This is a genomic window from Actinoplanes sp. NPDC049316, from assembly GCF_040677315.1.
Lineage (GTDB): Bacteria > Actinomycetota > Actinomycetes > Mycobacteriales > Micromonosporaceae > Actinoplanes.
The window spans coordinates 301983-317736 of the sequence record NZ_JBFAQM010000003.1; the positions used below are offsets into that span (position 1 = coordinate 301983).

Here is a 15754-nt window from a genome sequence, read left to right on the forward strand (position 1 = left end):
CTTTGTGAATCGAGGAACGCAATGCCGCTCACTCCGGCGGACATCCACAACATCGCCTTCAAGAAGCCCCCGATCGGCAAGCGGGGCTACGACGGGGACGAGGTCGATGCCTTCCTCGACGAGGTGGAGCAGGAGCTGACCCGCCTGCTGGAGGAGAACGGCGCGCTGCACCAGCAGGTCCAGCGTGGCGGCCCGGGCGGTCCCGGCTCCGCCGCGTCCACCATGGTGCTCGACTCCGAGTTCGCCGACGTCGCCGCCCGCCTGGAGCGCCTCCAGGAGGCGCGCGCCCGCGCCGAGCAGAACGCCCGCAACCTGCAGGCCGAACTGGAACGTGCCCGCAGCAGCGCCAGGTCCGCCCCGCCGCCCGCCGCGCCGGCCGACGACGAGCGCACGGCCCGGGTGCTGATGATGGCCCAGCGCACCGCCGACGACCACATGCGCGACGCGCAGCTGGAGAGCGAGGCGCTGCTGAGCGAGGCCCGCGACAAGGCCGGCCAGATCACCGGGGAGGCGCAGCTCAAGGCGGGCACGATCGAGGGCGACGCGCGGCGCAACCACGCCGATGCGATGAACAGCCTCGGCACGAAGCGCGCGGCGCTGCTCGACGAGATCGAACGGCTCGGCCAGCTCGCGCAGAGCTACCAGGCCGCCCTGCACAGCCACGTCACGCACCAGCTGCAGGATCTCGACAGCGACCCGCAGCCCAACGACTGAGGGCCCTCGTCTCCGCCGTCCTGATGCTCACCGGCGTGAGCGGGTTCCGCACCAGGCTGAGCGCCGAGGTGATGGAGGCCACGTTCCGCACCGCGGACGGGGCCGGCAGCCCGGGTACGCGTCCGACCGACCGCGCCCGCCTGCAGCGGTCTGCCGCTCGCGGTCCGGTGGCGGGGCGGCGAGCGTGCAGACGGTGCCCGCCGCCCGGGGGCGGCGGGGACACCCTAGGCGAACTGCGGGATGACCTCCTGCGCGAAGCGCAGCATCGGCTCGTGGTCGTACGCCACCCGCGGGACGTAGACGATGACGTAGTCGGCGCCCGCCTCGACGGCCCGCTCGACCCGTCCGGCCGTCTCGGACATCGGCTGGGCGAGGTCCATCTCCAGGCTCGTCGACTTGATGATGCTGTCGTAGTCGCGGCCCAGCTTGTCGCAGTGCCGGCGGAGCACGCTCAGCTTGTGGCGGATGATGTCCGGGTCGGAGCCGCCCACGTTGCAGGCGTCCGCGTACTGGGCGACGAGCTTGAGCGTCACCCTCTCGCCGCCGCCGCCGAGCCAGAACGACGGGTGCGGCTTGCGGACGCCCTTCGGCTCGTTGATCGGGCCGTCGATCGAGTAGTGACGGCCCCGGAACACCGGCCGCTCCTCGGTCCACATGCGGTGGACGATCTCCACGGCCTCGCGGAACTCGCCCATGCGCTGCGGGACCTCCTTCCACTCGTAGCCGTACGCCTTCCACTCGTGCTCGTACCACCCGGCGCCCAGCCCGGCGTAGAGGCGCCCGTGGCTGGCCACGTCGACGGTGGACGCGATCTTGGCGTAGAGCGAGGGCTGGCGGTAGCCGTTGCAGCCGACCATCTGCCCGATGTTGACCCGGCTGGTGTCCCGGGCCAGCGTCGACGTGACGGTCCAGCACTCGAACGTGGTGTTGACGGTCGGCTCGGGCACGGTGTGGAAGTGGTCGTACACCCACACCGAGTCCCACGGACCGGCGTCGGCGGCCTTGGCGACCGCCGTCATCGCCTCGTACTGCTCGACCGGGTCGGCGATCTCGACCAGGTCCATCTTCCAGCCCTGCGGCACGAACACCCCGAAACGCACACTCATATCCGCAACGTACCGGATCTTGTGTGCGCCGCACGCCCGGCGGCCGGGCCGGGCGTGCGCGACCGGATGCTCAGGCCTGCGCTCCCACGATGTCGCGGGTCACGGCCGCCTGCTCGGTGAGCACGCTGCTGATCATCGTCTGGGTCTCGTTGATCTCACCGACGATGTCGCCGATGGCGCCCAGCGCGTGCACCACGTTGCCGGCGTCGTTCTGGATCGCGGCGATGAGCGTCGTGACGTCCTGCGTGGCGCGTGCGGTGCTCTGCGCCAGCTCCTTCACCTCGGTGGCGACCACGGCGAAGCCCTTGCCGGCCTCGCCCGCGCGGGCCGCCTCGATGGTCGCGTTCAGCGCGAGCAGGTTGGTCTGCCCGGCGATCGAGGTGATCACCTTGACCACGTCACCGATCTTGTTGCTGGACCGCGACAGCCGCCCGACCACGACGTTCGCCTCGCCGGTGACCTCGGTGGCACGCCCGGCGACGAGGGTCGCCTGCACGACGTTGCGTTCGGCCTCCTCGATGGAGGTGACGAGCTCGGCGCCGGCCGCGCTGAGGCGCCGGCTCTCACGGATCCGCTGCACCGCCTGCGCGATCAGGAAGGCGGTGTTGCGCAGGGCGCTCGACCTGCTCTCGGACAGCGACTGCCGCTCGGTGGCGAAGAAGTCGAGGGTGCCGATCACGGTGCCGTGCACGATCAGGGGCAGGCACACGCCGGACGTGACCCCGGCGCGCTGGGCCGCGGGGGCCCGGACGCAGTCGGTCACCGTGCCGAGGTCCTCGACGAAGATCATCTCCTGGGTCCGCCAGGTGCGGCCGGCGAGCCCGACCCCCGGTGCGAAGGTCGCCGAGCGGGTGACCCGGCGGAACTCCTCGCCGGCGTCGCCGGACTCGACGCCGAACGTGAGGACACCGCGCGCGTCGTCGACCGGCCAGAACGATCCGTACGCCCAGCCGAACCCCGTACGGACGGTGTCGAGCGCCTCCCGGATGGCGTCGGACTCCACGGTGGCCTGTGACAGGTGGCGCAGCACCGTGTTGACCGCGGCGACGTCGGCGGCCGCGTCCGCCTGCCGCTCGGCGGCGCCGACCCGTTCGAGGGCCTGCGACACCAGCAGGCCCACGCTGCGCAGGGTCTCGAGTCGCTGCTCGGAGGGTGCGAGCGCGGTGGTGGCGAAGAAGTCCATCGTGCCCACCACCCGGCCGTCCTCGGTCAGCGGGAAGCAGATGCCGCTCCGCACGCCGACCTTCTGCGCCACGGGCGCGCGGACGCAGTCGTGCATCTGCCCGAGGTCGGGAACGAAGATCAGGTCCTGGGCACGCCATGCCCGGCCGGAGAGCCCCACCCCCTCGGCGAAGGAGGCGGCCAGGGTGACCTCGCGGAACTCCGGACCGGCGTCACCGGACTCGACCGCGAAGCGCAGCACGCCCGCGGCGGGGTCGACGCGCCAGTAGGAGCCGTACGCCCAGCCGAAGCATTGCCGTACCGCGTCGAGCGCCGCCCGGGCCGCCTCGGCGGGGCTCGTGGCTCCCTGCAGCGCCCGTACCACCGTGCTGACCGCCGCGGCGTTCTGCCGTGCCTCGGATATGGCGCTCTCACCGGCGGCATCGGAGGTACGGCTGCCGAACAAACCCATGATCGTCGCTCCTTCTGTCGGACCTTTCGGGCCCCGTCGCTTGTCGGGGGCGCCATCGACCGGCACCCGACGGGCTTGATCGCAGGCCGCGAAACGCACTGGAGCGCTCACCACGCCGGTTGCCGCCCGGTTGCCGTGCCGCAGTCCGTACCGGCAGCGGAGCAAGCATGGGTTGCCACCACGGTGAGTAACCGGCTCGGCGTGACGGATCGCTCCACGACGTCCGGGGGCCGTGGTCGTCGACATCATCGCCGGCGCCGGCGCGGCCGGGATCACCGAGATCAGTGACGGTGGGTAGCGCTTTAGCCCTCGGGGTCGAGGCCGAGCAGCATCGCGGCCAGCTCGTCCCAGGACTCGACGACCTCCGCGACGCCGGCCTCGGCGAGGCGGCGCCGGCGTTCGGGGCGGTCCTGCGGGGGTACGAACGTGAGGTTGCCGACCGTGACGATGCCCGCGGCGACGGCCGACCGGGCGCCCGGCAGGGAGTCCTCGACCGCCAGCGCCCGCCCGGCCGGCACGCCGACCTGCTCGGCGGCGTACCGATAGATCGCCGGGTCGGGTTTGCCCGCCGGTGCGGGCAGCGAGTCCTCCGCGCTGAAGCGCGCCTCCGGCGGGATCAGGTCGCTGAGGCCGGCGGCGCGGAAGCACTCGTCCAGGCGCGACAGCGCGCTGGAGCTCACCGCCGCGAGCCGGAACCTGCCGGCGAGGCGGCGCAGCGGTCCCAGCACGCCCGGGTCGGGCCGCAGCACCCGGCCGAGGTAGGCGCTGACGACCTTCTTCTCCTCGGCGACCCAGTCGTCGAGGACGCCGGGGGCGACCGTGACGCCGTGTGCCCGGGCCAGGTCGGCGGCGGTGGTCCGGAAGGTCTGCCCGGTGGCGGTGGCGAGCAGGCGCTCCGGTGTGTACGTGGCCCGTACCCCGAGCGAGGCCAGGAACCGGTTCGTCACGTCCGCGGAGGCGGCGAAGGCCGGCGCCTCGGAGGGGAAGAGGTTGCCGTCGGCGTCCAGCAGCAGGCACCGCAGGTCGCGAGGCGCGGGCATGGCGGTCATCGTACGGCCCCGGATGCGAGTGGGCGGTGTAGCCGGACGCGGTGGGGGTATCGAACGTGGTCATGGACGAGGGTGACGGCTCGTTCCGGCACGCCGCGGTGATCACGGGCTCGGACGACGAGCTGGTGGCCGCGCTCATGCCGGAGCTGCGACGCTCGGCCGACGCGTACGACGAGGTTCTGATGGTGGTCGGCGAGCGCCTTCGCGGGCTGCTCACGACAGCGGACGGTGACCTGGCGGGCGCGTTGCGCTGGGGTGATCACACCGCGTTCTACCAGCGGCTCGGCTTCGCGTACGAGGGCTTCCGGCGCTACCTGGCCGAGCAGCACGACGCCGGGCGGCGCGTCCACGTCGTGGCGGAGCCGGATCTCACCGCCGGCGCCGTGCCGGACCGCTCGGTGGCGTACCTCGCGTACGAGGCGGCGTGCAACGACGTGTACGCCCCGTACGCCTGCCCGGTCACCTGCATCTGGGACAGCCGGCACCACGCGCAGTCCGTCATCGACGGGGCGCGGGCGGCGCACGGGCACCTGATGACCCCGGAGGGCGTCCGGCCCTCCCCGCAGTACCTGGCGCCAGAGCGTTTCCTGTCCGCACGGCGCGATCCGCCGCTGCCCGCCCCGCCGGGCGCCATCGATCACGACGTGGTGCTGCACGAGGTCGAGGACCTCGGCCCGCTCCGGTCGCTGCTCTGCGGATGGGTCGCCGCGCACGGCTTCGCGCCGGCGGCCGCGGAGGACGTCGTGGTCGCGGTGATGGAGATCGTCACCAACGGGTTGCGCCACGGCCGGCCGCCGGTGCGGGTCCGCGCCTGGCATGAGGCGGCCACGCTGATCGTGCAGTGCGACGACGCCGGTGGCCGGCGCATCCCGCCCGGCGCGGGGTTCCACCGCCCGCGGCTCAGCGGCGCCACCCCGGGCGGGCGAGGGCTGTGGCTGGCCCGGCAGCTGGCCGACGTCGTCATGATCGAGTCGGCCGCCGGGCGGACCACCGTACGGCTGTCCTTCCCGTACGAGCCCCTGCATCGCGCCGAGAACTGACGTCCCGGGCGGGGGCCCGTGCCGCCATGCATCCTCACGGGCCGGATCAGTGGATCACGGCTGGTGGCGATGCACGGCGACCGGGAGAAGAGCATCGACTCCGGGGCCGGCGACTACGTCACCAAGCCGGTCGACGCGGAGGACCTGCTCACCTGCATCGAGCGGTGGCTGACGCAGAAGGGGCGTCCTGACGAACTCCGCCGTTCGGAAGCGGAGTCCCTTTAGTCCGTTTTAGGCTGTCGAGATGGCAGCCGTGCTCGTCGTGGAGGACAACCCTGACCATCAGCACGCCATCGCCGAGGTCGTCCGCCGGCTGGGTCACGAGGTCGTGCTCGCCGACGACGGGCGCGCCGGGCTGGCGGCGGTGGCCGAGCACCGGCCGGACCTGATCGTGGCCGACGTCGACATGCCGTTCCTCAACGGGCTGCAGATGTGCCGCATGCTGCGCGAGGTCCCGGAGTTCGCCGGCATCCCGGTCGCCCTGGTCACGGCTTACCTGCCGCCCAGCGATCCGCGGCTCGCCTCGACCGGCGCCGTGGCGGTGGTGCCCAAGCCGTTCACGATGCAGGAGCTGACCGGGGCGCTGCTCCCGTACCTGTCCGGCGAGCAACCCCCGGCGCCGTTCCCCGCGCCGGACGACGCCGCGCCGGCCGGCTTCGCGGACGCGCTGCTGCACAGCCTGGACGTCGGCGTCGCGGCCTGCGACGCCTCCGGCCGGCTCGTGGTGCTCAACCGCGTCATGCGGGAGATCTTCGGCGACGCCAGCGGCGAGGTGCCGCTGACCGAGTGGCCGCGGGAGTTCGTGCTGCGCCACCACGACGGCGCCCCGATCACCGCGGACCGTCTGCCGCTGGTGCGGGCGCTCGCCGGTGAGGAGGTCCGCCACGCCGATGTCCTGACTCACGACCGGGCCGGCCGGCGCCGCTGGCTGGACATCAACGCCCGCCCGGTGCGCGCCGGCACCGGGACCGTGCTCGGCGCGGTCGCCGCCGTGCACGACGTCACCGGCGAGCATCGCTCCCGGCAGTACGAGCGGTGCAAGACCAAGGTCCTCGAGATCCTCGCGGCGAGCCCGGACACCGACACCGCCGCGGACAACCTGGTGCGGGCGATCGGGGAGAGCCTGGAATGGCCGTACGTGCGCCTGTGGCTGATCGACGAGGTGAGCGCGCGGCTGCGGTCGGCCGCCACGTACGCCGCCCCGGGTGAGCGGCCGTTGCCCGTGCCGGCCGGTTTCGCGTGCGGGCAGGGGCTCGCGGGTCAGTGCTGGGAGCAGGCGCAACTGGTGTGGGTGCCGGACATCCACGCCTCCGCCTCGCCGGTGCTGCCGGACGTCGCGGCCAGTGCCGGCTACCGGGCGGCCGTGGCCGTGCCGGTGCGCAGCGGCGACCGCGTCACCGGTGTGCTGACGATCTTCAGTCACTCCCTGCAGGAACCCGAGCCGTCGCTCACCGTGCTGCTCACCGGCATCGCCGGGAACGTCGGCGCCTACCTGGAGAAGCGCCGCGCCGAGGACCTGAGCAGGCACCTCGCGGCCGCCACCGACGAGTACATCGCCCTGGTGGGGCACGAGCTGCGGACGCCGCTGACGTCCATCGGCGCCTACACGGAGCTCATCATGGAGTCGGACGACGCCACCCCGGTCGGCGAGATCCGCCCGCTGCTGGAGATCGTCGAGCGCAACAACGTCCTGCTGCGCCAGCTCGTGGAGAATCTGCTCGACCTGGCCGCGCTCGAGTCGGGCCACGCCGGCCTGACCGTCGCCGACGTCGACCTCGTCGCCGTCGTTTCCGCCGCCGTGGAGGCCGTCGCGCCCGCCGCCCGGGAACACCGGATCACCGTCGCGCCCGGCGTGCCGGAAAGCCTCACGATCACCGGGGATCGCCGCCGGCTGGGGCAGGTGGTGGAGAGCCTGCTCGACAACGCGATCAAGTTCAGCCCGGACGAATCGACCGTACGGGTCGAGCTGGCCGCCGACGGCGACGCCGCCGTGCTGGCCGTGTCGGACGCGGGCATCGGGGTGCCACCCGAGGACCAGCCGCGCGTGTTCCGGCGCCTGTACCGGGCCGGCAACGCTCGGCACTCCGCCGTCCGCGGCGCAGGGCTGGGCCTGGCGCTCAGCCGCGCGGTGGTGGAGCGGCACCACGGCACGATCGTGCTCAACTCGCGGCCGCCCGCGGGCACGACCGTCACCGTCCGCCTGCCGCGGCGGTCCTGACCTCGTCAGATCGTGAGGCGTACCGGCGGCTCCTGCGCCGCGTCGCCGTTCTGCAGGCGGTCGGCCAGCGCGGTGGCCCAGGCCGACACGCCCGCCGCGTCGATGGCGTGCGGGGCGCGGCCGGCGTACCCGGCGATCCGGTCGGCCGCCCGGCGCAGCAGCCGGGCCGCACCCGTGTCGTTGCCCCGCGCCCGGTGGGTGACGCCGACGGCGAGCTGGGCGAGGCCGCGCCACAGCTCCCGTTCCGGCTCCGGCGCCTGCTTCCACGCGCCCTCCAGCACCTCGTGGGCGTGGAAGGGGCGGCCCTCGTCCAGCAGGCGCTGGGCCTCCTCGAGCGCCTCGGCCGGGCTCAGCAGGACGTCCTCCGGCGTGGTCGGCACGCCGGGCACCCCGTACGGCAGCGGCCGGCCCAGCTCGTCGCGGGGCCGGGAGTTCTTGGCCCGCCCCGCGCCGTCGCGGTCCCGGGTGAAGCCGGTGGCGTCCATGGGTTTCCTCTCGTCGGGTGGGGTGCGTTGCGGGCCGCCCGCGCGGAAGCGCACGATGCAGCCGTCGGCGTCGGCGAAGGGTTCCAGCACGGCGGTGTCGTCGGGGGCGCCGCTGTGCTGCAGCGCCCCGCGGATGACCCCGGCGTGGATCCGGCACATGGCGTCCGGGTGGTCCCGGACCAGCGCGAGGTACGGGCACGTGGTCAGCCGTACCTGCGTGGTGTCACCGGCGTCTCCGCGCTCGGCCACGCGGGGTGCGAAGCCCAGCGCGTCCAGGACCTCGACGAGCCCGTCGACGGCGTCCCGGTCGCCGTCGCGCGCGCCGGCGAGCAGCCCGCCCCAGTGCCGCCCCAGCCGGTCGGCGACCGCGCGGTCCGCGGCCTCGCCGCCGAGCTCCTCGAGCACCGCGGCCAGCAGCACACCGTACGCCGACGACGCCGGATCCTCGGCGACGGCGCGGTACCGCCACGCCGGGCGGTACGGCATGCCGGCGTTCGCCCGGGCCTTCACCAGCAGCCCCGCCTCCACGAGCCCGTCGAGATGATCCCGTACGGTCGAGCCGGGCAGCCCGGTACGGGCGGCCACATCCGCCGCGGTGAGTCCGCCGCCCGTGGCGCGCACCAGCTCGAGGACGGCTGCTCGGTCGACCGGGGCAGGGCTCTGCGAAGGCGGGGACTCTGCCATGCCCCGACCGTATATCCGCCGCCGGCGTGTCCCCTTCCCGGGGACATAGGGACTTTAGTCCCGGGTTTTTGCCGTTGTACGGGGCCAAACTTTGATCGAATCGGACCTGCAGGCAGGGAAACGGCGAAGTGGGGTTGGTCGGCGATGGCAGACGCGGCCGGAGCGGCGGGACGGGCCCTGCTGGGCGTCGGAGGACTGGTGCGCCGGGCCGAGGTGTCCCCGGACGGCCGTGCGCTCTACCAGATCGGCGGCCGGGAGGCCGACGCCTTCTACCGCGACCGCTGGTCCTACGACAAGGTGGTGCGCTCCACCCACGGCGTGAACTGCACCGGCTCCTGCTCGTGGAAGGTGTACGTCAAGGACGGCATCATCACGTGGGAGCAGCAGCAGGTCGACTATCCCAGCGTCGGCCCGGACCGCCCGGAGTACGAGCCCCGCGGCTGTCCCCGCGGCGCCGCCTTCTCCTGGTACACGTACTCGCCGACGCGGGTGCGGTATCCGTACGCGCGCGGCGTGCTGGTGGAGATGTACCGCGAGGCCAAGCGGCGCCTGGGCGACCCCGTCGCGGCGTGGGCGGACATCCAGAACGATCCGGAGCGGCGCCGGCGCTACCAGAAGGCCCGCGGCAAGGGCGGCCTCGTGCGCGTGACGTGGGACGAGGCGCAGGAGATCGCCGCCGCGGCGCACGTGCACACCATCCAGCGGTACGGGCCCGACCGGATCGCCGGCTTCTCGCCGATCCCCGCGATGTCGATGGTCTCGCACGCGATCGGCGCCCGGTTCATGTCGCTGCTCGGCGGCTCGATGCTGTCCTTCTACGACTGGTACGCCGACCTGCCCGTCGCCTCCCCGCAGGTGTTCGGCGACCAGACCGACGTGCCCGAGTCCGGTGACTGGTGGGACGCCTCGTACCTGGTCATGTGGGGCTCGAACGTGCCGGTGACCCGTACGCCGGACGCCCACTGGATGGCCGAGGCCCGCTACCGGGGGCAGAAGGTCATCGTGGTCAGCCCGGACTTCGCCGACAACGTCAAGTTCGCCGACGAGTGGATGCCCGCGCAGCCGGGCACCGACGGCGCGCTGGCCATGGCCATGGGCCACGTCATCCTCAAGGAATTCTTCGTCGAGCGCCGTACGCCGCGCTTCGTGGACTACGTCCGCAAGTTCACCGACCTGCCGTTCCTCATCACGCTGGAGCCGGACGCGGACGGCACGTACCGGCCGGGCAAGTTCCTCACCGCCGCGGACCTGGGGGACAGCGACAAGGAAGCCGCCTTCCGCACCGTGGTGTGGGATTCCGCCACGGACGCGGCCGCGGTGCCGCGCGGCTCGCTGGGGCACCGGTGGGGCGAGAAGCCGGGCCAGTGGAACCTCGACCTGGGCGACCTCGAGCCGGCGCTGACCTGTCTGGGCGCGGGCGACGGAGTCGAGGTGGCGCTGCCGCGCTTCGACACCGACACCCCGGGGGTGCTGCGCCGCGGGGTGCCCACCCGTACGGCCGGCGGCAAGCTCGTGACCACGGTGTACGACCTGATGCTGGCCCAGTACGGCGTGGCCCGCGACGGCCTGCCGGGGCAATGGCCGGGCGGCTACGACGACCCGGAGGTGCCGTACACGCCGGCGTGGCAGGAGCCGATCACCGGCGTGCCGGCCGCGCAGGTCTCCCGGGTGGCGCGCGAGTTCGCCGACAACGCGGAGCGCTCCGGTGGCCGCTCGATGATCCTGTTGGGGGCGGGCACCAACCACTGGTTCCACTCGGACACGACGTACCGGGCGATCCTCGCGCTGGTCACGCTGACCGGGTGCCAGGGGGTCAACGGCGGCGGCTGGGCGCACTACGTGGGTCAGGAGAAGTGCCGCCCGGTGACCGGCTGGGCGCAGCTGGCGTTCGGCCTCGACTGGGTACGCCCCCCGCGCCAGATGATCGGCACCGCGTTCTGGTACACCCACACCGATCAGTGGCGCTACGACACGTACTCGGCCGACGTGGTGTCGTCGCCGACCGGGACGGGCGCGTTCCGCGGCAAGCACACGATGGACCTGCTGGCGCAGTCGGCACGCCTGGGCTGGATGCCGTCCATGCCGACGTTCGACCGCAGCCCGCTGGATCTCGCCGACGAGGCCGTCGCCTCCGGGGACCCGGCCGGCTACGTGGCCGGCGAGCTGCACGCCGGCCGCCTGCAGTTCGCCTGCACCGATCCCGACGACCCGCAGAACTGGCCGCGCGTGCTGACCGTGTGGCGGGCCAACCTGCTCGGCTCGTCCGCGAAGGGCAACGAGTACTTCCTGCGCCACCTGCTCGGCACCGACTCCAACCTGCGCGCCGAGGAGGCGGAGCCGCAGCTGCGCCCCCGCGACGTGGTGTGGCCCGAGCAGGCCCCGGAGGGCAAGCTCGACCTGCTGGTGAGTCTCGACTTCCGGATGACGTCGACGACGCTGTTCTCCGACATCGTGCTGCCGGCGGCGACGTGGTACGAGAAGCACGACCTCAACAGCACCGACATGCACCCGTTCGTGCACGCGTTCACCCCGGCCATCAACCCGCCGTGGCAGACGCGTACCGACTTCGACGCGTTCCACGGCATCGCCAAGGCGTTCTCCGCGCTCGCCAAGGACCACCTCGGCGTGCGCAAGGACCTGGTCGCCGCGCCGCTGCTGCACGACACCCCGGACGCCATGGCCACCCCGCACGGGGTGGTGCGCGACTGGGCCGAGACGGGGGAGATGCCGGTACCGGGCCGGACGATGCCGAAGATCGTCGTGGTGGAACGCGACTACGGCGTCGTCGATCAGAAGCTGGCCGCGCTGGGGCCGCTGCTGGACACATTGGGCACGACCGGCAAGGGCGTCGCCGTCGACGTCAATCCCGAGATCGACTACCTGCGGCGCAAGAACGGCGCCGTGCGCGGCGGGGTCGCCGACGGCCGGCCCGCGCTGGCCAGGGACGTGCACGCGTGCGAGGCGATCCTCGCGCTCTCCGGCACCACGAACGGCCGGGTGGCCACGGCCGGCTTCCACGACGTCGAGAAACGCACCGGCGTGCGGCTCGCCGACCTGGCCGCCGAGCACGAGGGCAAGCAGATCACCTTCGCCGACACCCAGGCGCGGCCCGTACCCGTGATCACCAGCCCGGAATGGTCCGGCAGCGAGCATGGCGGCCGGCGTTACTCGCCGTTCACGATCAACACCGAACGGCTCAAGCCGTGGCACACGCTCACCGGCCGGCAGCACTTCTTCCTGGACCACGACTGGATGCACGAGGCGGGGGAGGCGCTGCCGATCTTCCGGCCGCCACTGGACATGCACAAGTTGTTCGGCGAGCCGCGGCTCGGGCCGCACGGGGAGCTCGAGATCACCCTGCGCTACCTGACCCCGCACTCGAAATGGTCCATCCACTCCGAATACCAGGACAACCTCATCATGCTGACGCTCTCGCGCGGCGGCCCGACGATGTGGATGAGCGAGTCCGACGCCGCGAAGATCGGCGTCCGCGACAACGACTGGATCGAGGCGGTCAACCGCAACGGCGTCGTGGTCTGCCGGGCCGTGGTGACCCACAAGATGCCCGAGGGCACCGTCTACATGTACCACGCCCAGGAACGCGTCATCGACGTGCCGAAGGCGGAGCGCACCGGCCGGCGCGGCGGCATCCACAACTCGCTGACCCGCCTGCTCGTCAAACCCACCCACCTGATCGGCGGGTACGCCCAGCTGTCGTTCGCCTTCAACTATCTCGGTCCCACCGGCAACCAGCGCGACGAGGTCACGGTCATCCGCCGCCGCTCGCAGGAGGTGCAGTACTGATGCGCGTGATGGCCCAGATGGCGATGGTCATGAACCTCGACAAGTGCATCGGCTGCCACACCTGCTCGGTCACGTGCAAGCAGGCGTGGACCAACCGCTCCGGTGTGGAGTACGTCTGGTTCAACAACGTGGAGTCCCGCCCTGGGCAGGGATATCCGCGCACCTACCAGGACCAGGAGAAGTGGCAGGGCGGCTGGGTGCGCACCCGCTCGGGCCGGCTCAAGCCGCGCGCCGGCGGCCGGGTGAAGAAGCTGTTCAGCATCTTCGCCAACCCCAAGCTGCCGGCCATGCAGGACTACTACGAGCCCTGGACGTACGACTACGAGCACCTGCTCACCGCGCCGGCCGGCGACGACACCCCGGTGGCCCGGCCGAAGTCGCTGCTCACCGGGCAGGACACCAAGGTCACGTGGTCGGCGAACTGGGACGACTCGCTGGCCGGCGGCAACGAGATCGCGGCCGGCGACCCGGTGCTGCAGCAGGTGTCGGACCGGGTCAAGCAGGAGTACGAGAAGTCGTTCCTGTTCTTCCTGCCGCGCATCTGCGAGCACTGCCTGAACCCGTCCTGCGCGGCGTCGTGCCCGTCCGGCGCGATCTACAAGCGGGCCGAGGACGGCATCGTGCTCGTCGACCAGGACCGCTGCCGGGGCTGGCGCATGTGCGTGACCGGGTGCCCGTACAAGAAGGTGTACTTCAACCACCGCACCGGCAAGGCGGAGAAGTGCACGTTCTGCTTCCCGCGCATCGAGATCGGCCAGCCGACCATCTGCTCGGAGACGTGCGTGGGCCGGCTGCGCTACCTCGGCCTCATGCTGTACGACGCCGACGCGGTGGAGAAGGCGGCGTCCGTCAAGGACGACAAGGACCTGTACGCGGCCCAGCGCTCGGTCTTCCTCGACCCGCACGACCCGCAGGTGGCGGCCGCCGCGAGCCGGGCCGGCATCCCCGACGACTGGATCGAGGCGGCCCGCCGCTCCCCGATCTGGGACCTCATCATGAAGTACGAGGTGGCGCTGCCGCTGCATCCGGAGTACCGGACCATGCCGATGGTCTGGTACATCCCGCCGCTGTCGCCGGTCGTCGACGTGCTGCGCGACACCGGCCACGACGGCGAGGACGTGCACAACCTCTTCGGGGCCGTCGACGCGCTGCGCATCCCGCTCGAGTACCTCGCCGGCTTGTTCACCGCCGGCGACCCCGCGCCGGTGCGCGGCGTGCTCAACCGGCTCGCCGCCATGCGCGCCTACCAGCGCCGGATCAACCTCGGCGAGGAACGCGACGAGTCCATCGCCGCCGCCGTGGGGCTGAGCGGGCAGCAGATGGACGACATGTACCGGCTGCTGGCCATCGCCAAGTACGACGAGCGCTACGTGATCCCGGCCGCCCACGCCGAGGACGCCCACAAGCTCGAGCAGATGGGCACCGAGTGCAGCCTCGACTTCGAGGGCGGCCCCGGCATGTACCAGACCGGGCCGTTCGGCGAGGCCTCCGGCACGGCGGCCCCCGTACAGGTCGAGACGTTCCACATGCTGCGCGAGCGGCAGACCGCCGACGCCTTCACCGACCCGGGTGACGAGCCGCGCCGGGTGAACCTGCTCAACTGGGACGGCAAGGGCCGGCCCGCCGGTCTCTTCCCGCCGCGCAAGGACGGAGCCGCCGATGAGTGAGCCGACCTGGCGGGCGGTCGCCGCGCGCGCCGCCTCCCTGCTGCTGCGTTACCCCGACGAGCCGGTCCTGGCGGCGCTGCCCACCGTGCGGGCGGCGCTGGACGAGCTGCCCGCCGAGATCGCCGGCCACCTGCGTCAGGTCGCCGCGCACCGCGCCGGCACCGAGCCCGGCCGGCTCGCCGCCGAGTACGTCGAGCTGTTCGACTTCCGCCGCCGGTGCGCCCTGCACCTGACCTACTACAGCTGCGGCGACACCCGCAAACGCGGGGAGGCGCTCGTGCGGTTCGCGGCGGCGTACAAGCACGCCGGGCTCGAGGTGATCGACGGCGAGCTGCCCGACCATCTCCCCGCGGTGCTCGACCTGGCCGCGGCCGACGACGGCGGGTGGCGGCTGCTGCGCGACAACCGCGTCGGCCTGGACCTGCTGGACGAGTCGCTGGCCCGCGAGGGGTCGGTCTACCGGCACGCGGTCGCGGCCGTCCGCGCCATGCTGCCGCCGCCCGGGCCGGACGAGCTGCGCGCCGTCGCCACGCTCGCCCGCACCGGGCCGCCGGCCGAGCTGGTCGGGCTGGAACCGTACGGGCTCGTCGACACCACCGGAGGCCGCCGATGAACGTCCTGCTCTGGGTCGTCTACCCGTACCTGGCCATCGCGGTGCTGGTGGGCGGGCTCATCTGGCGTTACCGCTACGACAAGTTCGGCTGGACCACCCGCTCCTCCCAGCTGTACGAGAGCGCCGTGCTGCGCTGGGGCAGCCCCATGTTCCACTTCGGTGTGCTGATGGTGCTGGTCGGGCACATCGGCGGGCTGCTGATCCCCAAGTCCTGGACCGAGGCCGTCGGCGTGACCGAGCACACCTACCACCTGATGGCCGTGTTCATCGGCACGGTGGCCGGGTTCTGCACGCTGATCGGCATGGCCATCCTCATCGCCCGCCGGCGCCTGACCGGGCCGGTGTTCGCCGCGACGACCAAGAACGACAAGGCCATGTACGTGGTGCTCGCGGCCGTCATCGTCATGGGGCTCTGGGCCACCCTCAAGGCGAACGTGGCCGGGGACGGCTACGACTACCGCGAGACCGTCTCGCCGTGGTTCCGTTCGCTGTTCTACCTGCAACCCGACCCCGACCTCATGGCCGGGGTGCCCACGACGTTCCAGACGCACGTGATCGTGGCGTTCGCGCTCTTCGCGTTCTGGCCGTTCACCCGGCTCGTGCACGCCTTCAGCGCCCCGGTCGGCTACCTCACCCGCCCGTACGTGGTCTACCGCTCCCGCGACACCCGGCCCGGCCTGCGCCCGAGCCGGCCCGGCTGGGAGGGGCCGCCGACCGTACCCACGACCCGGCGGTAGCGTC

Annotated in this window: 12 protein-coding genes; 8 read left to right on the forward strand and 4 right to left on the reverse strand. The window is 72.5% G+C overall.

What is annotated here, in order from left to right; all coding sequences use genetic code 11:
* Positions 1 to 21: 21 nt before the first annotated feature.
* The gene (locus AB0K03_RS06660; protein WP_364681457.1) at positions 22 to 714 is read left to right on the forward strand and encodes a DivIVA domain-containing protein; all 693 of its coding nucleotides are present in this window, start codon (positions 22 to 24) and stop codon (positions 712 to 714) included.
* A gap of 224 nt (positions 715 to 938) precedes the next feature.
* Here AB0K03_RS06660 and AB0K03_RS06665 read toward each other — a convergent pair whose 3' ends face one another.
* The 3 genes from AB0K03_RS06665 to AB0K03_RS06675 form a co-directional block, all read right to left on the reverse strand.
* Positions 939 to 1820, reverse strand: coding sequence for an LLM class F420-dependent oxidoreductase (locus tag AB0K03_RS06665; RefSeq protein WP_364681459.1), 882 nt, complete (start codon positions 1818 to 1820; stop codon positions 939 to 941).
* Between the two features lie 70 nt (positions 1821 to 1890).
* Entirely contained in the window at positions 1891 to 3453 is a 1563-nt protein-coding gene (locus AB0K03_RS06670) for a GAF domain-containing protein (protein ID WP_364681460.1), read from the reverse strand.
* Between the two features lie 302 nt (positions 3454 to 3755).
* Positions 3756 to 4493, reverse strand: a complete 738-nt coding sequence (locus tag AB0K03_RS06675) for an HAD family phosphatase (RefSeq protein ID WP_364681462.1) — start codon at positions 4491 to 4493, stop codon at positions 3756 to 3758.
* 50 nt (positions 4494 to 4543) lie between these two features.
* Here AB0K03_RS06675 and AB0K03_RS06680 point away from each other — a divergent pair, with 50 nt between their 5' ends.
* The 3 genes from AB0K03_RS06680 to AB0K03_RS06690 all read left to right on the forward strand — a co-directional run bounded on the left by AB0K03_RS06680 (position 4544) and on the right by AB0K03_RS06690 (position 7760).
* Positions 4544 to 5542, forward strand: coding sequence for an ATP-binding protein (locus AB0K03_RS06680; RefSeq protein ID WP_364681464.1), 999 nt, complete (start codon positions 4544 to 4546; stop codon positions 5540 to 5542).
* Between the two features lie 63 nt (positions 5543 to 5605).
* Complete coding sequence (locus AB0K03_RS06685; protein WP_364681465.1) at positions 5606 to 5767, forward strand: hypothetical protein; 162 nt, start codon at positions 5606 to 5608, stop codon at positions 5765 to 5767.
* Between the two features lie 19 nt (positions 5768 to 5786).
* On the forward strand, positions 5787 to 7760 hold the full coding sequence (locus tag AB0K03_RS06690; RefSeq protein WP_364681467.1) for an ATP-binding protein: 1974 nt from the start codon (positions 5787 to 5789) through the stop codon (positions 7758 to 7760).
* Between the two features lie 5 nt (positions 7761 to 7765).
* Here the strand turns inward: AB0K03_RS06690 and AB0K03_RS06695 are convergent, their stop codons facing one another.
* On the reverse strand, positions 7766 to 8929 hold the full coding sequence (locus AB0K03_RS06695) for a DUF309 domain-containing protein (protein ID WP_364681469.1): 1164 nt from the start codon (positions 8927 to 8929) through the stop codon (positions 7766 to 7768).
* 144 nt (positions 8930 to 9073) lie between these two features.
* Here AB0K03_RS06695 and AB0K03_RS06700 point away from each other — a divergent pair, with 144 nt between their 5' ends.
* From AB0K03_RS06700 to narI, 4 genes are read left to right on the forward strand one after another with little or no spacing between them, the layout of a single operon-like run.
* A complete protein-coding gene (locus tag AB0K03_RS06700; protein ID WP_364681471.1) occupies positions 9074 to 12733 on the forward strand; it encodes a nitrate reductase subunit alpha in 3660 nt (1219 codons plus the stop codon).
* Entirely contained in the window at positions 12733 to 14400 is a 1668-nt protein-coding gene (gene narH, locus AB0K03_RS06705; protein WP_364681473.1) for a nitrate reductase subunit beta, read from the forward strand. Before AB0K03_RS06700 ends, narH begins: the two co-directional genes overlap by 1 nt.
* On the forward strand, positions 14393 to 15013 hold the full coding sequence (narJ, locus tag AB0K03_RS06710; protein WP_364681475.1) for a nitrate reductase molybdenum cofactor assembly chaperone: 621 nt from the start codon (positions 14393 to 14395) through the stop codon (positions 15011 to 15013). The genes narH and narJ overlap by 8 nt, the downstream gene beginning before the upstream one ends.
* Entirely contained in the window at positions 15010 to 15750 is a 741-nt protein-coding gene (narI, locus tag AB0K03_RS06715; protein ID WP_364681477.1) for a respiratory nitrate reductase subunit gamma, read from the forward strand. The genes narJ and narI overlap by 4 nt, the downstream gene beginning before the upstream one ends.
* Positions 15751 to 15754 lie beyond the last annotated feature (4 nt).

Bases quoted from the DNA above. Each gene is read 5' to 3' on its own strand.
- AB0K03_RS06690 (WP_364681467.1), top strand. From the start codon at position 5,787: ATGGCAGCCGTGCTCGTCGTGGAGGACAACCCTGACCATCAGCACGCC.
- AB0K03_RS06660 (WP_364681457.1), top strand. From the start codon at position 22: ATGCCGCTCACTCCGGCGGACATCCACAACATCGCCTTCAAGAAGCCC.
- narH (WP_364681473.1), top strand. From the start codon at position 12,733: ATGCGCGTGATGGCCCAGATGGCGATGGTCATGAACCTCGACAAGTGC.
- AB0K03_RS06700 (WP_364681471.1), top strand. From the start codon at position 9,074: ATGGCAGACGCGGCCGGAGCGGCGGGACGGGCCCTGCTGGGCGTCGGA.
- narI (WP_364681477.1), top strand. From the start codon at position 15,010: ATGAACGTCCTGCTCTGGGTCGTCTACCCGTACCTGGCCATCGCGGTG.
- AB0K03_RS06675 (WP_364681462.1), bottom strand. From the start codon at position 4,493: ATGCCCGCGCCTCGCGACCTGCGGTGCCTGCTGCTGGACGCCGACGGC.
- AB0K03_RS06665 (WP_364681459.1), bottom strand. From the start codon at position 1,820: ATGAGTGTGCGTTTCGGGGTGTTCGTGCCGCAGGGCTGGAAGATGGAC.
- AB0K03_RS06695 (WP_364681469.1), bottom strand. From the start codon at position 8,929: ATGGCAGAGTCCCCGCCTTCGCAGAGCCCTGCCCCGGTCGACCGAGCA.
- AB0K03_RS06670 (WP_364681460.1), bottom strand. From the start codon at position 3,453: ATGGGTTTGTTCGGCAGCCGTACCTCCGATGCCGCCGGTGAGAGCGCC.
- narJ (WP_364681475.1), top strand. From the start codon at position 14,393: ATGAGTGAGCCGACCTGGCGGGCGGTCGCCGCGCGCGCCGCCTCCCTG.